This is a genomic window from Caldococcus noboribetus (assembly GCF_055389385.1).
On record NZ_AP042475.1, the window covers coordinates 555,652 to 570,073 of the forward strand.

Annotated in this window: 13 protein-coding genes and 1 tRNA gene; 6 read left to right on the forward strand and 8 right to left on the reverse strand. The window is 59.3% G+C overall.

Annotated elements, in window-relative coordinates:
• The first annotated feature begins 5 nt into the window (after positions 1 to 5).
• Positions 6 to 1,163 carry a nucleotidyltransferase family protein gene (locus tag ACZ5GQ_RS03010; protein WP_498857152.1) on the forward strand — a complete coding sequence of 386 codons (1,158 nt, stop codon included), beginning with the start codon at positions 6 to 8 and terminating at the stop codon, positions 1,161 to 1,163.
• Positions 1,164 to 1,196: 33 nt separating this feature from the next.
• On the forward strand, positions 1,197 to 2,306 hold the full coding sequence (locus tag ACZ5GQ_RS03015; RefSeq protein ID WP_498857153.1) for an MFS transporter: 1,110 nt from the start codon (positions 1,197 to 1,199) through the stop codon (positions 2,304 to 2,306).
• Here the strand turns inward: ACZ5GQ_RS03015 and hemB are convergent, their stop codons facing one another.
• Positions 2,307 to 3,323, reverse strand: a complete 1,017-nt coding sequence (hemB, locus tag ACZ5GQ_RS03020; RefSeq protein WP_498857154.1) for a porphobilinogen synthase — start codon at positions 3,321 to 3,323, stop codon at positions 2,307 to 2,309.
• Positions 3,320 to 4,537: a glutamyl-tRNA reductase gene (locus tag ACZ5GQ_RS03025; protein ID WP_498857155.1), complete on the reverse strand. Its 1,218-nt coding sequence runs from the start codon at positions 4,535 to 4,537 to the stop codon at positions 3,320 to 3,322. The genes hemB and ACZ5GQ_RS03025 overlap by 4 nt, the downstream gene beginning before the upstream one ends.
• A 131-nt stretch (positions 4,538 to 4,668) precedes the next feature.
• Here ACZ5GQ_RS03025 and ACZ5GQ_RS03030 point away from each other — a divergent pair, with 131 nt between their 5' ends.
• The 3 genes from ACZ5GQ_RS03030 to ACZ5GQ_RS03040 all read left to right on the forward strand — a co-directional run bounded on the left by ACZ5GQ_RS03030 (position 4,669) and on the right by ACZ5GQ_RS03040 (position 6,939).
• Positions 4,669 to 5,235, forward strand: a complete 567-nt coding sequence (locus tag ACZ5GQ_RS03030) for a hypothetical protein (protein WP_498857156.1) — start codon at positions 4,669 to 4,671, stop codon at positions 5,233 to 5,235.
• A gap of 35 nt (positions 5,236 to 5,270) precedes the next feature.
• The gene (gene lysS / locus ACZ5GQ_RS03035) at positions 5,271 to 6,761 is read left to right on the forward strand and encodes a lysine--tRNA ligase (RefSeq protein WP_498857357.1); all 1,491 of its coding nucleotides are present in this window, start codon (positions 5,271 to 5,273) and stop codon (positions 6,759 to 6,761) included.
• Between the two features lie 72 nt (positions 6,762 to 6,833).
• Positions 6,834 to 6,939, forward strand: a tRNA-Pro gene (locus ACZ5GQ_RS03040).
• Between the two features lie 46 nt (positions 6,940 to 6,985).
• On the opposite strand, the gene ACZ5GQ_RS03045 is transcribed toward ACZ5GQ_RS03040, so the two are convergent.
• The 5 genes from ACZ5GQ_RS03045 to ACZ5GQ_RS03065 form a co-directional block, all read right to left on the reverse strand.
• On the reverse strand, positions 6,986 to 8,839 hold the full coding sequence (locus ACZ5GQ_RS03045; RefSeq protein WP_498857157.1) for an APC family permease: 1,854 nt from the start codon (positions 8,837 to 8,839) through the stop codon (positions 6,986 to 6,988).
• A 253-nt stretch (positions 8,840 to 9,092) separates the two neighbouring features.
• The gene (locus tag ACZ5GQ_RS03050; protein WP_498857158.1) at positions 9,093 to 10,067 is read right to left on the reverse strand and encodes a thiamine pyrophosphate-dependent enzyme; all 975 of its coding nucleotides are present in this window, start codon (positions 10,065 to 10,067) and stop codon (positions 9,093 to 9,095) included.
• Positions 10,067 to 11,260, reverse strand: coding sequence for a ferredoxin oxidoreductase (locus tag ACZ5GQ_RS03055; protein WP_498857159.1), 1,194 nt, complete (start codon positions 11,258 to 11,260; stop codon positions 10,067 to 10,069). The genes ACZ5GQ_RS03050 and ACZ5GQ_RS03055 overlap by 1 nt, the downstream gene beginning before the upstream one ends.
• Before the next feature lies 1 nt (position 11,261).
• Positions 11,262 to 11,585: a 4Fe-4S binding protein gene (locus ACZ5GQ_RS03060; protein WP_498857160.1), complete on the reverse strand. Its 324-nt coding sequence runs from the start codon at positions 11,583 to 11,585 to the stop codon at positions 11,262 to 11,264.
• Between the two features lie 5 nt (positions 11,586 to 11,590).
• Positions 11,591 to 12,148 carry a 2-oxoacid:acceptor oxidoreductase family protein gene (locus ACZ5GQ_RS03065; RefSeq protein ID WP_498857358.1) on the reverse strand — a complete coding sequence of 186 codons (558 nt, stop codon included), beginning with the start codon at positions 12,146 to 12,148 and terminating at the stop codon, positions 11,591 to 11,593.
• Positions 12,149 to 12,330: 182 nt separating this feature from the next.
• Here ACZ5GQ_RS03065 and ACZ5GQ_RS03070 point away from each other — a divergent pair, with 182 nt between their 5' ends.
• Positions 12,331 to 13,212 carry an AbrB/MazE/SpoVT family DNA-binding domain-containing protein gene (locus tag ACZ5GQ_RS03070; RefSeq protein WP_498857161.1) on the forward strand — a complete coding sequence of 294 codons (882 nt, stop codon included), beginning with the start codon at positions 12,331 to 12,333 and terminating at the stop codon, positions 13,210 to 13,212.
• Here the strand turns inward: ACZ5GQ_RS03070 and ACZ5GQ_RS03075 are convergent, their stop codons facing one another.
• Positions 13,213 to 14,262, reverse strand: coding sequence for a GTPase (locus ACZ5GQ_RS03075; RefSeq protein WP_498857162.1), 1,050 nt, complete (start codon positions 14,260 to 14,262; stop codon positions 13,213 to 13,215).
• Positions 14,263 to 14,422 lie beyond the last annotated feature (160 nt).

Sequence of the window (14,422 nt, forward strand, 5' to 3'; positions counted from 1 at the left end):
TTGCCATGATAGGGTTCGTCCTGGCAGGGGGCTACGGCAAGAGGCTCCTGCCCATAACTTCCAGGACTCCGAAGCCGTTCATGCAGCTGCTGGGGAGGCAGCTTATAGACTACAGCCTCGACATGCTGAGGGAGGCGGGCGTTGATGACGTAGTGATAATTGCAACCCAGGGCTTCTCGAGCATGGCCTCTGCCGGCCGCGAGGGCGTCAGGGTAGTTGAGCAGAGGGGCCTTGACATTCAGGGGGCCCTGAGGACTGCCTATGAGGAGGCGGCCGCCTCAAAGGAGAAGGAGGCTATAGTCGTCTACACGGGCTTCCTGGCGAGCCCAAACACCATAGCTAAGCTCGCAGTAGAGTACTATCAGACCAGCGGCTTCCCTGTAGTTCTAGCTCTGGCCTCGGCCGCCACGGGGCTCGAGACCTACGGCTTCGTGACCGTTGACTACAGGGGCGCTGTGAGGGACTTCATGTGGGAGTCCCAGGAGGCCAACAGGTGGGGCATGGGGAGGGGCTACGTCTTCGGCGGCGTCATGGTGAGCGACGTGGGGAGGCTGGAGGAGGCTTCAAGGGCCCCCTTCGCCGAGTCCATGAAGGCCATGGCAAGGCAGGGCGTGCTGGGAGGGGTCCAGTGGCCCGGCAGGTGGGTCGAAATAGGCTACCCCTGGGACATACTTGAAGCTATAAACATGCTGCTTGAAGGCGTCGGCACCAGGGTTGCGAGGGGCGCCAGGGTCTCAAGGTCAGCTGTGATCGGCGATAACGTGATAGTTGATGAGGGCGCGGTGGTGGAGGAGGGGGCGGTGGTGAAGGGGCCCGCATACATAGGCAGGGATGTGAGGGTCATGAGTGGCGCTGTAGTTGAGGGCTTCTCCTCGATAGAGCAGGGCGCGGTGGTGGAGGAGAACGCTATTGTAGACAGGAGTTACGTTGGCATCAATGTGAGGGTAGGGGCCCTGTCGGAGGTCAGGGGCTCGGTGGTTGGTGAGGGCGCAGTGATAGGTCCCGGGGCCCACCTGGTCGACGGTTACCCTGAGAGGCTGCCCGAGAGGCTCAGGTGGCTCACGGAGTACCTAGGGGAGAAGGTCAAGCTGGGCGCTGTAGTGTCGCCGGGCCACGAGGTCCAGTGCTGCACCGTCAGCGGCAAGGGGGCAGTGCTGCCCTGAGCTAAGGCTAAATTCCTAGCCAAGGCTTAGGCAGTGGGATGGCCTCTGCGCCTGCCAAGGCTTACGCCTGAGGAGCTGCTCCTGGTAATCACGGGCTCTCTCTCAGGCATAATATTTGGTTCTACGACCCTGGCCCTCCCCCTTTACCTGAAGTCGCTCGGCCTTAACTCGTTCCAGGTAGGCCTCCTTGTTGGTGGCTACGTACTGGTGGGCTCCACGACTGGCCTCCTGGTGTCCGCCCTAGCGGACGCCTACGGCAGGAAGAGGTTCTTCATAGTTGGGAGGCTGGTGTCAGCGACAGCGTACCTCCTGCTGTTCCTTGGCGTGCCAGTTGCCGCCCTCCTCATATTTGGCCTTGGGGGAGGGTCCCTTCAGGCCCTCATGGCTGAGAAGTCAAGGGACATAGACAGGAACATGAGCTTAATGTCATCGCTGTCGACGGCCCTTGCTATAGTGGGGGCCTCCATACCTTGGGCTGTTGGCCTTAGGTACACGATGCTCGCGGACTCGCTGACCGTGATGCTAACCGCCGCGCTGGTGGCCCCGATAAGGGAGGGCTACAGGGGCACGGGCAGGGTGACTTTTAGGCTTGGCTCAATAAGGAACATAGCCAGGCTATCGACGGACGCGCTTATAGGGCTAGGGGCAGGCCTGATACTCCCCCTCATGTCCCTCTGGTTTAACCTGAGGTTTCACGTGACGGCAGCGAGGCTCTCCCCGGTCTACATGATGGCTGACGCTACTTTAGCTCTGGCATCGATAGGGGCCCCTGCGATAGCCAAGGCCATGGGCAGGGTAAGGGCTATAGTGCTAACTCACGCCATAGGGATAGCGCTCCTGATAGCCCTGCCCTTCTCGGGCTCCTTCTACGAGGCCGCCGCGATATTTGTGGCCCGCAACGCTGCTATGAATATGGCTAACCCCCTCTTCATGTCGCTCGTGGTCACCATGGTTCCTGAGGAGGAGAGGGCCAGGGGCTCAAGCCTGATTAACCTGATAGACGGGCTCCCGAGGTCCATGGGTCCATGGCTCACAGGCTACATATACTCTGTGGGGAACCTGACGTTGCCGTTCTTCATAACTGCCGCGCTCTACAGCGCGGCAACCGCAGCCTTCTACGTGCTGTTCAGAAACGTAAGGTGATCAGAAGAAGGCCTTGCCAGAGGTCAGGGCCCTGGCGGCGTCTAGGGCGAAGTAAGTTATTATCATGTCAGCCCCTGCCCTTCTTATGGAGTAGAGGGCCTCCATCATGGCGGCCACGCCGTCTATGAGCCCCTGCTTCGCCGCCGCCTTTATCATTGCGTACTCCCCACTGACGTTATAGGCGGCCAGGGGCACGTCAGGGTAGGTCCTCTTGACGAGGCTTATGACGTCAAGGTACATGAGGGCCGGCTTGACCATAACTATGTCGGCCCCCTCCTCAAGGTCCAGCCTGACCTCCTTTATGGCCTCCCTGGCGTTGCGCGGGTCCATCTGGTAGCTCTTCCTGTCGCCGAACCTTGGGGCCGAGTCCACAGCCTCCCTGAAGGGGCCGTACATGGAGCTCGCGTACTTAGCTGAGTACGCCATTATGCCAACGTCTGTGAAGCCGGCGTCGTCCAGGGCCTCCCTTATGGCCCTGACCTGGCCGTCCATCATTCCTGAGGGGGCTATGAAGTCCGCCCCGGCCTGGGCCTGGGACACTGCTATCTTCTGGTAAATCTTCAAGGTGGAGTCGTTATCGATTATGGTACCCCTCTTTGAGCTCACGGGGATGCCGCAGTGCCCGTGCGACGTGTACTCACATATGCAGAGGTCGGTCATGAGAACGGGTTCCCAGCCCACCTCAGACCTTATGGCTCTCAGGGCCCTCTGCACGGGCCCGTCCTCAGCGAAGGCCCTGGAGCCCACCTCGTCCTTAGTTGAGGGAACCCCAAAGATCAGGAACGACTTTACGCCCACCTCCATGGCTGCGTTGATGAGGTTTACGAGTTCCTTTGAGTCGGGTGGGTACGTGGTGTAGCCCTCAAGGCCTGGCGTTGGGGCCGGCGACTTGAGGTTCTCGTCAACGAAGAGGGGCATTATGAACCTTGACGGCGTTAGGTCGACCTCGGCTATGAGCGACCTGAGGGAGCTGGAGGACCTCAGCCTCCTCGGCCTTATCCTTGGAAAGCCTGTCAAGGTCTTCTCCCCCTCAGGCCTATCATGGAGTTGTACCTGTTCATAAGCTCTTTGGCCAGCTCTGCCCTTGACTCAGGGCTCTCCCTGAGGTAGGAGAATATCGGGAACATGGTCTTCTTCACGGTGCTGTTCAGCGCGGTCAAGACCGCCTGGTAGGGGTCCTGGCCCCCGGCTATGTTCTTTGCCGTTAGCTTGGCCTCCTCGTCCACTATGACGCTTACGACTCTCATTATTGATGAAATGGCTCTGTCTACGGCCTTCCTAACTATTACCTGCTGAAGGTTCTCAAGCTCCTCTTCTATGATCTTCTCTGCCCTGGGGACCTCTGCGAGCCTTGCAGATAGGTTGGCGTTTACAAAGTCCTTAACTTCATCTATGCCCACGTGGAAGAGCGGCGAGGCCGGGGGCGTCGAGATGTCCACCACGAGGCCCGACCCTCTGGCCGCCACCTCCAGCTCGGGCCTCATGCCGCCCTTTATGGCCACTAGCATGACGTCAAAGGGCGCCAACGAGGGCAGCTGCTGAAGAGTGGCGACCTCAACCTTTGTCTGCTGGCATAGGCTCTCCAGGGCCCTGGCCTTCTCTGGGCTCCTGTCAGCTATCACCAAGGAGGAGGGCCTCCACTTTGAACATAGGTGCTGGGCCATCTCGCCCGCGGCCATGCCGGCGCCCACTATGGCCACCCTCCTGCCGTCAAGCCCTCCCAGCCTGGCCGCGGCAATCTCTACCGCTGCCCTGGGGTACCCAAGGACGCCCCTTGATATGTTTGTGGAGCTCCTAACCCTGGCGCCGGCTGAGATGGCGCTGTGGAACACCGCGTCCAGGAGCTCGCTGCTGTACCCGGCCCTCCTGGAGTAAACCCAGGCCTCCCTGACCTGGCCAAGCACCTCGTCCTCTCCAAGTATGGCCGACTCAAGGCCTGAGGCGACGCGGAGCAGGTGCCTGGCGGCCTCGATACCCGTCAGGTGGACGTGGCACCCAAGCATCTCGTTAACTATGTCGTCAGCCCTGTCGTGGGCCGGCGAGTCAAGGTATACCTCAAAGCGGTTGCACGTGGAGAGCACCACGACTCCGCGGGACAGGGGCAGAAGCTCGCGGTAGGCCCTCTCCACAAGCTTGTTGGCGTGCGGTGAGATGCTGAGGAAGCATGAGTCCCTGAAGGTGACCCCGTACATCTCCAGCGAACTTATGTCTAAGCTCTCCTGGTCCTCCAAGAGTGACGCCAAGGGCACCTGTTGGTGGATCCAAATAAGGGCCTTGCATATGCCTGCCCTCAACCTGAACTAAACTAGTATATACATGTCTATTTTAGACATATACCGCACCTGAAAAACGCTGACCTGCTTTGCTCTATATACTCTATCATGATCCAGGAGGCGACGATTCAAAACTAGTAGAAGTCGTCAGACAGGTAGGGGGTGCCCGGCTTGTCAGGGTCTCAGAGGTCGCATCGATAAGCCCGTCAGCAGGCGACTCCGTGGTCCTACTGATGCCAATGAGGGGAGGACACGCCAGGGAGGTCATGGAGTTCGCCGCGAGGTCTGGCGCCTCGTGGAGGGGCACAATCCCCCCAGAGCTGACGGCATCAGCTATAGCCAGGGCCGCCAAGGAGGCCGGGTGCTCCAGCGTCAGGCTCTACTTCTGGCCTGCCAAGAGGTTCCTTGAGGATCAGCTTGACGACGTGGGAAGGATAGCGGCCATGATAACGCTTAACGGGCTAACTGTGGTTAACGACGGCTGCGCGGACTGCATAGCGCCGCTCGCGCTCCTCCCAGGAAAGATAGTTAGCGAGGCCGAGGAGGCCGCCAGGGCATGCGGCTCAAGGGCTCTAGGCCCGCTCATTGATGTGGCATTTAATGAGATTAGGGAGTGGCTCAGGGAGCTCAGCAGGGGCCTCACGCTTAAAAGTTAGTCAAAGTATAGCTCTAGGGGCACTCAAGCGTGAGCGTGGAGTGGGATAAGGAGAGGCTCAAGCTGCTCGAGGAGCTCAGGTCCAAGGGGATCAACCCCTACCCCCACAAGTACCCCGTAACGCACACCATCAAGCAGATAAGGGAGCTTGCCGCCTCCAGGAGCGACAAGCCCCACGAGCCGTTCCTTAAAGACATCTCGACCGCCGGGAGGGTGGCCAACATAAGGAGGCACGGCAAGGCCTCGTTCGTAGACATCTTCGATGAGGGCGAGAGGCTTCAGCTTTACCTGAGAGTTAACGAGCTCGGCGACAGGTACAAGGACTTTCTCTATTACGTGGGAAGGGGGGACATAATTGGGGTCAGGGGGGACCTCTTCTACACAATGAAGGGGGAGCTGTCCCTCCTGGTTAAGGACTACCAGCTGCTGGCCAAGGCCCTGATAGAGCCGCCCGACTGGACGAAGCTGAGCCCTGAGTTCAGGTATGCTCACAGGTACGTTGACTTCCTTTACAACGACCAGGCCAGGAGAGCCATGGAGGTGAGGTTCAACACTATTAAGGAGATCAGGCAGTACCTCTACTCCAAGGGCTTTGTCGAGGTCGAGACGCCGGTCCTTCAGCCAGTCTATGGAGGCGCCCTGGCGAGGCCCTTCATGACGCACGTGAATGCCCTGGATGAGGACTGGTACCTCAGGATATCGCTGGAGCTTTACCTCAAGAGGTTCATAGTGGGAGGCTTCGACAAGGTCTTTGAGATAGGGAAGGTGTTCAGGAACGAGGACATAGACGTAACCCACAACCCTGAGTTCACAATGATGGAGCTCTACTGGGCCTATGCAGACTACAACGACATAATGGACCTGACGGAGGACATGATAAGGACTGTGGCGTCCAGGGTGCTGGGAACCACTAAGCTCAGGATACCTATGCCGGACGGCAGCGTGGCCGAGGTCGACGTAGGTCAGAGGTTCAGGAGGGAGACCATGTTTGACCTCCTCTCCGAGGCCTTAGGTAAGAACATAGAGCAGGTGAGCGACGACGAGATGAAGAGGATGCTCGACCAGATGGGCCTGGTCCCCAGGGGAGGGGTTTACTCAAGGGGCCTGATGATAGAGAAGCTCTTTGATAAGCTCGTCACGCCCAAGCTTATACAGCCCACGTTCGTGCTGGACTACCCCATTGAGACGACCCCGCTCTGCAAGCCCCACAGGTCAAAGCCAGGGCTTGTAGAGAGGTTCGAGCTCTACGTGGCCGGCGTGGAGCTGGCAAACGCTTACACAGAGCTAAACGACCCCGTGCTTCAGGACCAGCTCTTCAGGGAGGAGCAGGAGATGAGGAAGAGGGGCGACCTGGAGGCGCACCCATACGACGTTGACTTCGTCAGGGCCTTAAGCTACGGCATGCCACCCACGGGCGGCCTAGGGGTGGGCATCGACAGGCTCGTCATGATGTTCGTCGGCGTGAACAGTATAAAGGAGGTCCTGCCGTTCCCCATGGTCAGCGCCAAGTTGGTTCAGGGGGGCTGACCCCCACAACATGGTTCACGGGCAGGTCCTGGTTTCAAGTTTATATATCTTGCCCCCATCTTTTCCCTTGGTGGGCCCGTAGTCCAGTCTGGCAGGATGCGGGGTACGCCAATGCCGAGGACTTGGCGCCCGACTCGGGTCCCTGTGGTCGGGGGTTCAAATCCCCCCGGGCCCACCAGCGGCTTCTGAAGGAAGGATAGGCCTCACGGCAGGGGCTATGCCGGCTAGGACTCCTTAGGCGCGGTCAGCACAGAGACAAGGTAGGCGGCCAACGTAACCGCGGCCACGATGACGAGGTCGAATGGGAACGGTATGAGCGGGTCGCCCCCATAGACGGAGGAGAGGCCGTAGGGGCCAAGTATGTCAACCAACATCATTGAGGTCACAAGCCCAACGTACCATGCGCCGCTCCTCACCGAGGGCCTGAGGTCCCTGTCCATAAGGTAGCCAGCCGCCATCGCGGCCGCCATGGATAGCACGGATAGCAGCATGGACAGCGCAAGGTAGTGGACCACTGCCTGCTCTGGGACGCTTATCCCGGAGCTGAGAGGGTAAAACACCTTGATGGCAAGAATGTAGTCCGACACCGCTATAGCAGCTGCGTAGGGCAGGGCCACTGCGAGCATGGACGTGCGTGAGGAGAGGGCCCTTATTATCATGAATGCTGCCAGGGCCGAGGTGAACGTTATGAACACTGGTATCATGGGTATCATGCCGGCCCAGTAGGCTATCAGCGAGGCCCCTATGGCGCCGAGGGCGCCCGCCGTGAGCAACTTAACGGACCTGCTCCTCGCGGTGAAAGCGCCTAGGGCCGTCCCACCAGTGACATAGGTCAGCAGTGTCGTGAGCACGGCGTAGCTCCCTATGGCGTACCAGCTTGGGAAGGGCAGCAGGAATATGAGGCCCAGCACCAGGGCAACTATGAGCCCAAGGCCTGGCACCGCGTACCTGTTAAGGCCGCTCAGCCTGCGAGGCAGGTGCCCGTTGGCCGCCATGCCATAGACTATCCTGCCCAGGTTACCCATCTGGACTATCGCGTTGCCCAGCGGCGAGACCCAGGCGTCTATTATCATCAATACGCTGAGGGCCCCAAGGCCAACGATTGCAAGCTCGCTGGCCAGCGGGGCCGCCGCTATGCTTGAGACTGCCAGGGCGCTCCAGTTGCCTGGGGTCACAGGCTCGAGGCGGCTTACGGTAGTTCCGTTGCTGAGCCTGACGGTCTCGCTAACATCTATGCTTGACCACCGGAGGCCCCCTATGAAGGCTACCTGAAGTAGGATGAATATGGCGGCCGTCATCGCCACAGAGAGGATGACAGCTTTAGGGACATCGTTGGAGGCCCTCCTGCCCTCGCCGCTGTACTCAACGGCCTGCCTGAAGCCCAGCATGGCGTAAGCTATGCCTGTAACTGGTATGGCCGCGAGGACGGCTGCGGCCCCTGAGAGCCCTTCGCCCGAGGCCTGGGTGCTCACTGCAAGGGCGAAGTTGTGCGGGTTAAAGGCAAGGGTCAGCAGGGCCACTATCACTGTCAGCGGGACAGCTACCTTCCAGATCATCAGGGCAAGGCTCACGTTGCCAACCAGCGCGACGCCGAAGTAGTTTATGGCAAAGATCACTAATACTATGGCAACGGCCACGACTAGTCCCTTGGGGGTCAGCACGGTCAGCTGCTGCCCGAGCACCGTGGCGCTCCTGACGAGCCCAGGTATGTAATAGCTGGCGTAGGAGACCGCTGCCACGGCCTCAGCTGGAAGGAGCGACGATATTGAGAGCAGGTAGAGCACGCCGGCTGAGAAGCCCACGAGGTCGCCGTGGGCCATCTGAGGGTACCTTACAACGGCGCCGCTCCTCGGGGCGGCGGAGGCCAGGTAGGCGTAAGCAATAGCCATGAATGCCACAAGCACGGCCGCAACTATCCACGAGGCCACGGAGAGGGGCCCATTGAAGGCGGCGGCTCCTAGCGGCGCGAGGAGCCAGCCAGCGCCTATTATTGCGCCTATGTTTATTGCGACGTAGTGCCAGAGGCCTAGGGAGCGGCTTAGCTTCTGGTCCTCCTCTATAGTACCGCGGTCAGCCAAGAGGCCTCACCCCGCAGGCCATAAAGCTACCATGGGGACAGCTAACAAAAAGCCATGAGGTTAAGCGTAACGTTCCTCTAGGCCCGTAGCCGGGCCCGTGAGCCTCCACCACAAAGGTGGGTCGCCTGAGCCTGGCCCGCAGGAGTTAATATTTAAGTTTTTCCCATGAAGGAAGCCAGCGATGACTGTATACAACTAGTAAGGTGCTGAAAATAAGCCATTGATAGGCCCAAAGGAAAGAACGGCGGTGACGTTAGGACTTAGCTACTGGGCCTATTACCTCCTTTCCAGCCAGCTTGTTTATCTCGGCCACCCTTTCATCGACAAGCTTCTGTATCTCCTCTATCTCGGCAGGCGTCAGGTGGGCGAACCTGCCCTGCAGCTTCAGGTACTCAGAGACGGGCTTCCTCTTAGCTATTGGGAACGTGACCCTGAAGTTGCCATGGTCAATCTCATAGAGCGGGAACACGCCGGTCTCGGTTGCAAGCCTTGATATGGTTATTCCAAGGGCTGGGTCGAACCTCCAGCCGGTGGTGCACGCCATTAACACGTGTATGAACGACGGCCCCTCGTCAAGGACCTCCAGGCCCCTTATGAACTTGTTTATCATGTCCTGTGGGTAGGCCGGGTTAGCGGTAGCCACGTAGGGTATCCTGTGGGCAGCGACTATCATGGCTATGTCCTTCTTGGTCCTCCACTCGCCCCTCCACACCTTGCCTGCCGGCGTTGTGGTTGTCCACGCGTGGAACGGCGTTGCGCTGCTCCTCTGTATGCCCGTGTTCATGTAGGCCTCGTTGTCGTAGAGCACGTACATGACGGGGTCCCTCCTCTCGAGCATGCCGCTCAGGCTCTGCAGGCCTATGTCAACCGTGCCGCCGTCCCCAGCGACCGCTATTACCTTTATCTGCTTGTCCTTCGGTATCATGCCCTTCCTCTTCATTACCTCAATGGCCCTCGCTATGCCTCCCGCGCTGGCGCCGGCGTTCTCAAACGCCGAGTGGAACCAGGGCACTGCCCAGTTGGAGTATGGGTACCTAGTTGTTGAGACCTCAACGCAGCCCGTGGCGTTAACTATTATTGTGTCCTTGCCCGCCACCTTGGTCAGCATCCTCATTATTGTGCCAGCCGTGCACCCTGCGCAGAGCCCGTGGCCGCTCAGGAAGTACTCATCCCTGGGCAGGTCGAACAGGCTCCTTATCCTGGGTAACCTCTTGACCTGCTCCGCCATCACTCCCTCACCCCGTAGAATATGGTCTCAGGGTACTTCCTCGTCCTGGCCTCCCAGGCCAGGCGGGCAAGCGCCAAGAAGTCCTCGTTCTCCATGGTCCTCTGCCCTATGCCGGCCACGACGCTTGTCAGGTTGAAGCCGAGGTCCTCCCTGACCTTGAGGCCGGCTATCTCGTTGGCCAGCGGCCCCTGGTATGGCGCGCCGTAGCTAATGGCCCTGTCTATGACGAGAACGCTCTTCACGTTTGACGTGTAGTTAACGAAGTGCTTTACTGGGAACGGCCTGTAGAGCCTCAGCCTCAGCAGGCCCACCTTAAGCCCCTGCTTCCAGGCGTCTGGCAGCACGCTCTTCAGGGTCGCGGCGTAGCTGGCGTTTGCAACTATAAGGGCCTCGGCGCCGTCACACATGTAGCACTCCATAATGCCGTAGCTCCTGCCGAAGGTCTTGCCGAATTCCCTGTCTATATCCTCAGCCTTCTCCGGCACGCCCTCCATGGCCTTGACCTGCTGGTACTTTATCTCATAGTAGTACTCAGGGGGCACTATGGGCCCTATGGTCACAGGGTGGTCAGGGTCAAGCTTGTACGGGTATGGCCTCTTGGGCGCGAACTTGAGCACCGTGTCCCTGTCCTCTACCACCACGGGCTCCGTGGTGTGACTCATCACGTAGCCGTCGTAGCCCACCATGACGGGCAGAAGCACGTCCCTGTCCTCGGCCAGCCTGTAGGCCTGTATTATGGTGTCGTAGGCCTCCTGGGCAGTGTGGACGAAGTAGATTATCCAGCCAGCGTCCCTGGCGTTGAAGAGGTCTGTCTGGTCGTTCCATATGCTTATTGGGGCGCTCAGCGCCCTCATGGCGACGCTCATGACTATGGGGGCCCTCAGGCCTGAGGCGACGTGAAGAACCTCGTGCATGAAGGCCAGTCCCTGGCTGGCGGTAGCAGTGAAGGCCCTTGCGCCGGCCAGGGAGGCTGCCAGGGTGGCGCTCAGAGCGCTGTGCTCGCTCTCAACATGTATGAACTCAGCGTCCAGCTCACCGTTGGCGACGAACTCCGAGAGCTTCTCCACAACGGTGGTCTGCGGGGTTATTGGGTAAGCAGCTATGACGTCAACGTCTAAGTCCTTGACGGCGTGAGCCACCGCGTAGTTGGTGCTAAGGGGTATGGGCCTCTTATACTGAACCTGGGCCTGCACCTCAGCTCACCTCCACGGGAACCATGTCAATAGCCTTAACTGGGCACTCCTGGGCGCACATACCGCACCCCTTGCAGTAGTCGTAATCAACGTCGTAGCTTATCTTGTAGACCCTCTTGGCCTTAGTTGTGTAGGACTTGTCAAGCTCCTTTATGGCGTTGTCTGGGCAGACGTACCAACAGATCCTGCACCTTATACACTTATCCTGGTTTATCACTGGCATGAGGACCTTCCAGTCGCCGGTCTTATACTCGAGGCTGTTCCCAGGGTTCGCAATGACGCCACCGATAACCATCTCCTTCCAGCCCGGTAGCCTCACGGACATGTCCTTCACCTCCACGATAGCTGAGTTAAGTCATAGGCCTCCTTAACCGCCATCACGTTGGCCTCCGCGATCTTACCGTGGAACCTGGACCTTATTACGTCTAATACGGTATCTAACTTTACAATCTCTGTTGACTTGACGAGGGCCCCCAGTATTGCCGTGTTAACTATGTTGGCCCTCAGCCACTTCATAGCCACGGCAGTCGCGTCCACAGTCGCCGCCCTGTACTTGTTGCCGAAGCCCAGCTTCTGGAGGAGCTCGTCCGGCTTGAGCGGGCTGTTGGCTACCAGGATGCCCCCGTCCTTCAGGCCCTCTATGTAGGAGGGCTTGAGCAGGCTCCTGTCAAGCACGACCACCACGTCTGGGTGCTCTATAGGGGTTCTGGGTATGAGCGGGCTGTCAGTTATCCTGGTGTAAGCCCTCACTGGCGCCCCTCTTCTCTCGGCTCCGAACTCGGGGAACGCCAGGGCGTACTTGCCCTCAATTATTGAGGCGGAGGCTATGACCTCGCTTGCCGTGACTGCCCCCTGGCCTCCCCTGCCGTGCCACCTGATCTCCAGCATAACCAACTTTGAGCGCCTCACCAGCAGTTCAGTGAGGAGCTGCAAATATAAGTAAATTGAGCCCTCTTCCCATAAAAAGTACCCAGTCTAGAGGATTTTCTTTTTAGAATAACATCTAATTTTCTTTAACGCCGTTAAAGTTATATATACGCCCATATACCTGTAGAGTTGGGTGCGGGAGCTTGAGTGAAACCGCGACCACAAGGAAGGTTCAGAGGCTCGGAGGGTCAAGCCTGATAATAACGCTGCCGAAGCAGTGGGCCAGGAGGCTTGGGATAAAGGTCGGCGACGAGATAGAGGTCATTGAGAGCGGCGGCAAGCTGTTGGTCCAGCCCAGGGATCAGAGGGCTGAGGACAGGGCAGGCACCGTAACTATAAGGTACAACGGGATAGCTAAGATAGCCGGAGTCGAGGCCATAGTAAACTGCGCCTTTGTGCACGGCTATGACAAGGTGGAGATACTGATCAGGGGCCTTGGGGAGGCGGACGTCAAAAGGCTCATGGCGGAGCTCAACGCAAGCAGGAAGGTGGCCTCCGTGGAGAGGGGCACCGACAGGCTTGTGGTGACGCTGGCGCCCTCGCCAAGCCTTGACGTCACCAGGCTCATAAAGGAGGCCAGCAGCTCGCTCCAGCAGCTGCTTGAGGCGGCGGCCTCAGGGGCCGAGGAGGCCGAGATAAGGAGGCTTGAGAGGCAGGCCCTGGAGCTCATAGAGTCCTCCCTCAGGAACTCGAGGGGGTCAGACATCATAGATCCCATGGCCTATGGGGTGCTCCTGGCCCTGCCATCAATGGTGGCGGACTCCTCCGTGGTTTTGAAGGGCAGGGTAGAGCTGCTCAATAAGCTGAAGGAGGCAGTTGGCGAGTTCCTGGGAGGCCTCGCGAGCGCCAGCGGCAGGAGGCTGCTAAACTCAGCCATGATAGCCTCTGAGCTGAGGGACATGGCCCTTCACGAGGGAGGGGCCGCCACGGTGGTTGTGCCCCTGACTGACGCCCTGATGAGCGCGTCAATGAAGCTCATATGTCCAAGCATACTGGAGCAGGAGGCCGAGAACCTCTCCGAGTGATCACCTTATCTCTATAATATCACCGTCCTGGGGCACGTAGTCTGGCCCGACCCTCTGGCCCTCATACTTGGCCCCCTTGCCCCATATCCTGGCGTACCTCATGCTGCTGGCCAGCGACGGGCTTATCTTCTCAGCTATCTCCCTGACGGTGGCGTCAGCCCTGACTATCAGGGGCTCAGGGCTGGGGGGCTGGCCTGGCTTCTTGGTGTAGATCCTCTTGACTCCAAGCAGCCTGTAGGCCACTGGCCCCACGCTGCTCAGCCCAATGCCGGTCTCGGCGGAGGCCAGAATCCAGGGCACGTCCCTCGGCAGCAGCCCGGCGGCCTCCCTGGCCCTTGACTCTGACGCAGGAAGGTCGGCCTTGTTGAATATCACGAATGTGGGCTTGTAGACCTTGAAGCTGAATATGGCCTCCTCGAGGTCGTCAAGCGTGGCGGGGCCGTAGACCTCAATGACAGCGTTGTAGACCCTGTAGTTGTTGAGCAGCCTCCTCGCGTCCTCCTCTGTGAACCTGGGGGTGCCCCTGTAAATGAATGTAAGCCCTCCCTGCGTCCTCCTCTCGACCTTGACAAAGCCCTTCTCGAGGGAGTAGGCTATGCCCCTGTCCTCGAGCGCCTCGAGGCTGGCCCTCAAGTCATTGGACGGCTCGGGGGAGTCAAGCCCGATAACTATTGCTATGACGTCGGCGTTCCTGGCCAGGGCCACGACCCTGGAGTTGACGCTGCCGTCCGGGTTGATGAGCGGCGGCGTGTCCACCAGCTGCAGCTTGACGTCAAGGTAGGTCATCATGCCCGGCACTGGGAGCTGCGTGGTGTAAGGTATTGGGCTCACCGCCACCTTGGCGTTGGTCAGCCTGGCCACTATGGAGCTCTTGCCTGAGTTGGGCGGCCCAAGTAGCACCACCTGGCCCGCCCCGGCCTTCTCAATGAACATGCCGGGCCTTGAGCTGCCCGACCTCCTCTGCCTCTCCCTCTCTGACTCCTCCCTGAGCTCGGCCAGCCTCCTGGTCGCCCACAGCCTCAGCTTCTCGGTGCCCTTGTGCTTGGGCACAGAGCTCAGGAAGTCCTCAAGCGCCCTGATCTTCTCCTCCGTCGTCTTAGCCTCAGTGTACTTGTTGAGCTTAGCTATTGCCTCAGCGGGCAGGTTGGTTACTATGGCTGGCTCCCCAGAATCTTCAGTTCCTTGAAATGCTTTTATTCGTTCTGAGAGG

What these genes read in the sequence shown, in the direction of transcription:
- ACZ5GQ_RS03010 (WP_498857152.1), top strand. Translation starts at nt 6, where the DNA reads ATGATAGGGTTCGTCCTGGCAGGGGGCTACGGCAAGAGGCTCCTGCCC.
- ACZ5GQ_RS03050 (WP_498857158.1), bottom strand. Translation starts at nt 10,067, where the DNA reads ATGGCGGAGCAGGTCAAGAGGTTACCCAGGATAAGGAGCCTGTTCGAC.
- ACZ5GQ_RS03060 (WP_498857160.1), bottom strand. Translation starts at nt 11,585, where the DNA reads ATGTCCGTGAGGCTACCGGGCTGGAAGGAGATGGTTATCGGTGGCGTC.
- ACZ5GQ_RS03065 (WP_498857358.1), bottom strand. Translation starts at nt 12,148, where the DNA reads ATGCTGGAGATCAGGTGGCACGGCAGGGGAGGCCAGGGGGCAGTCACG.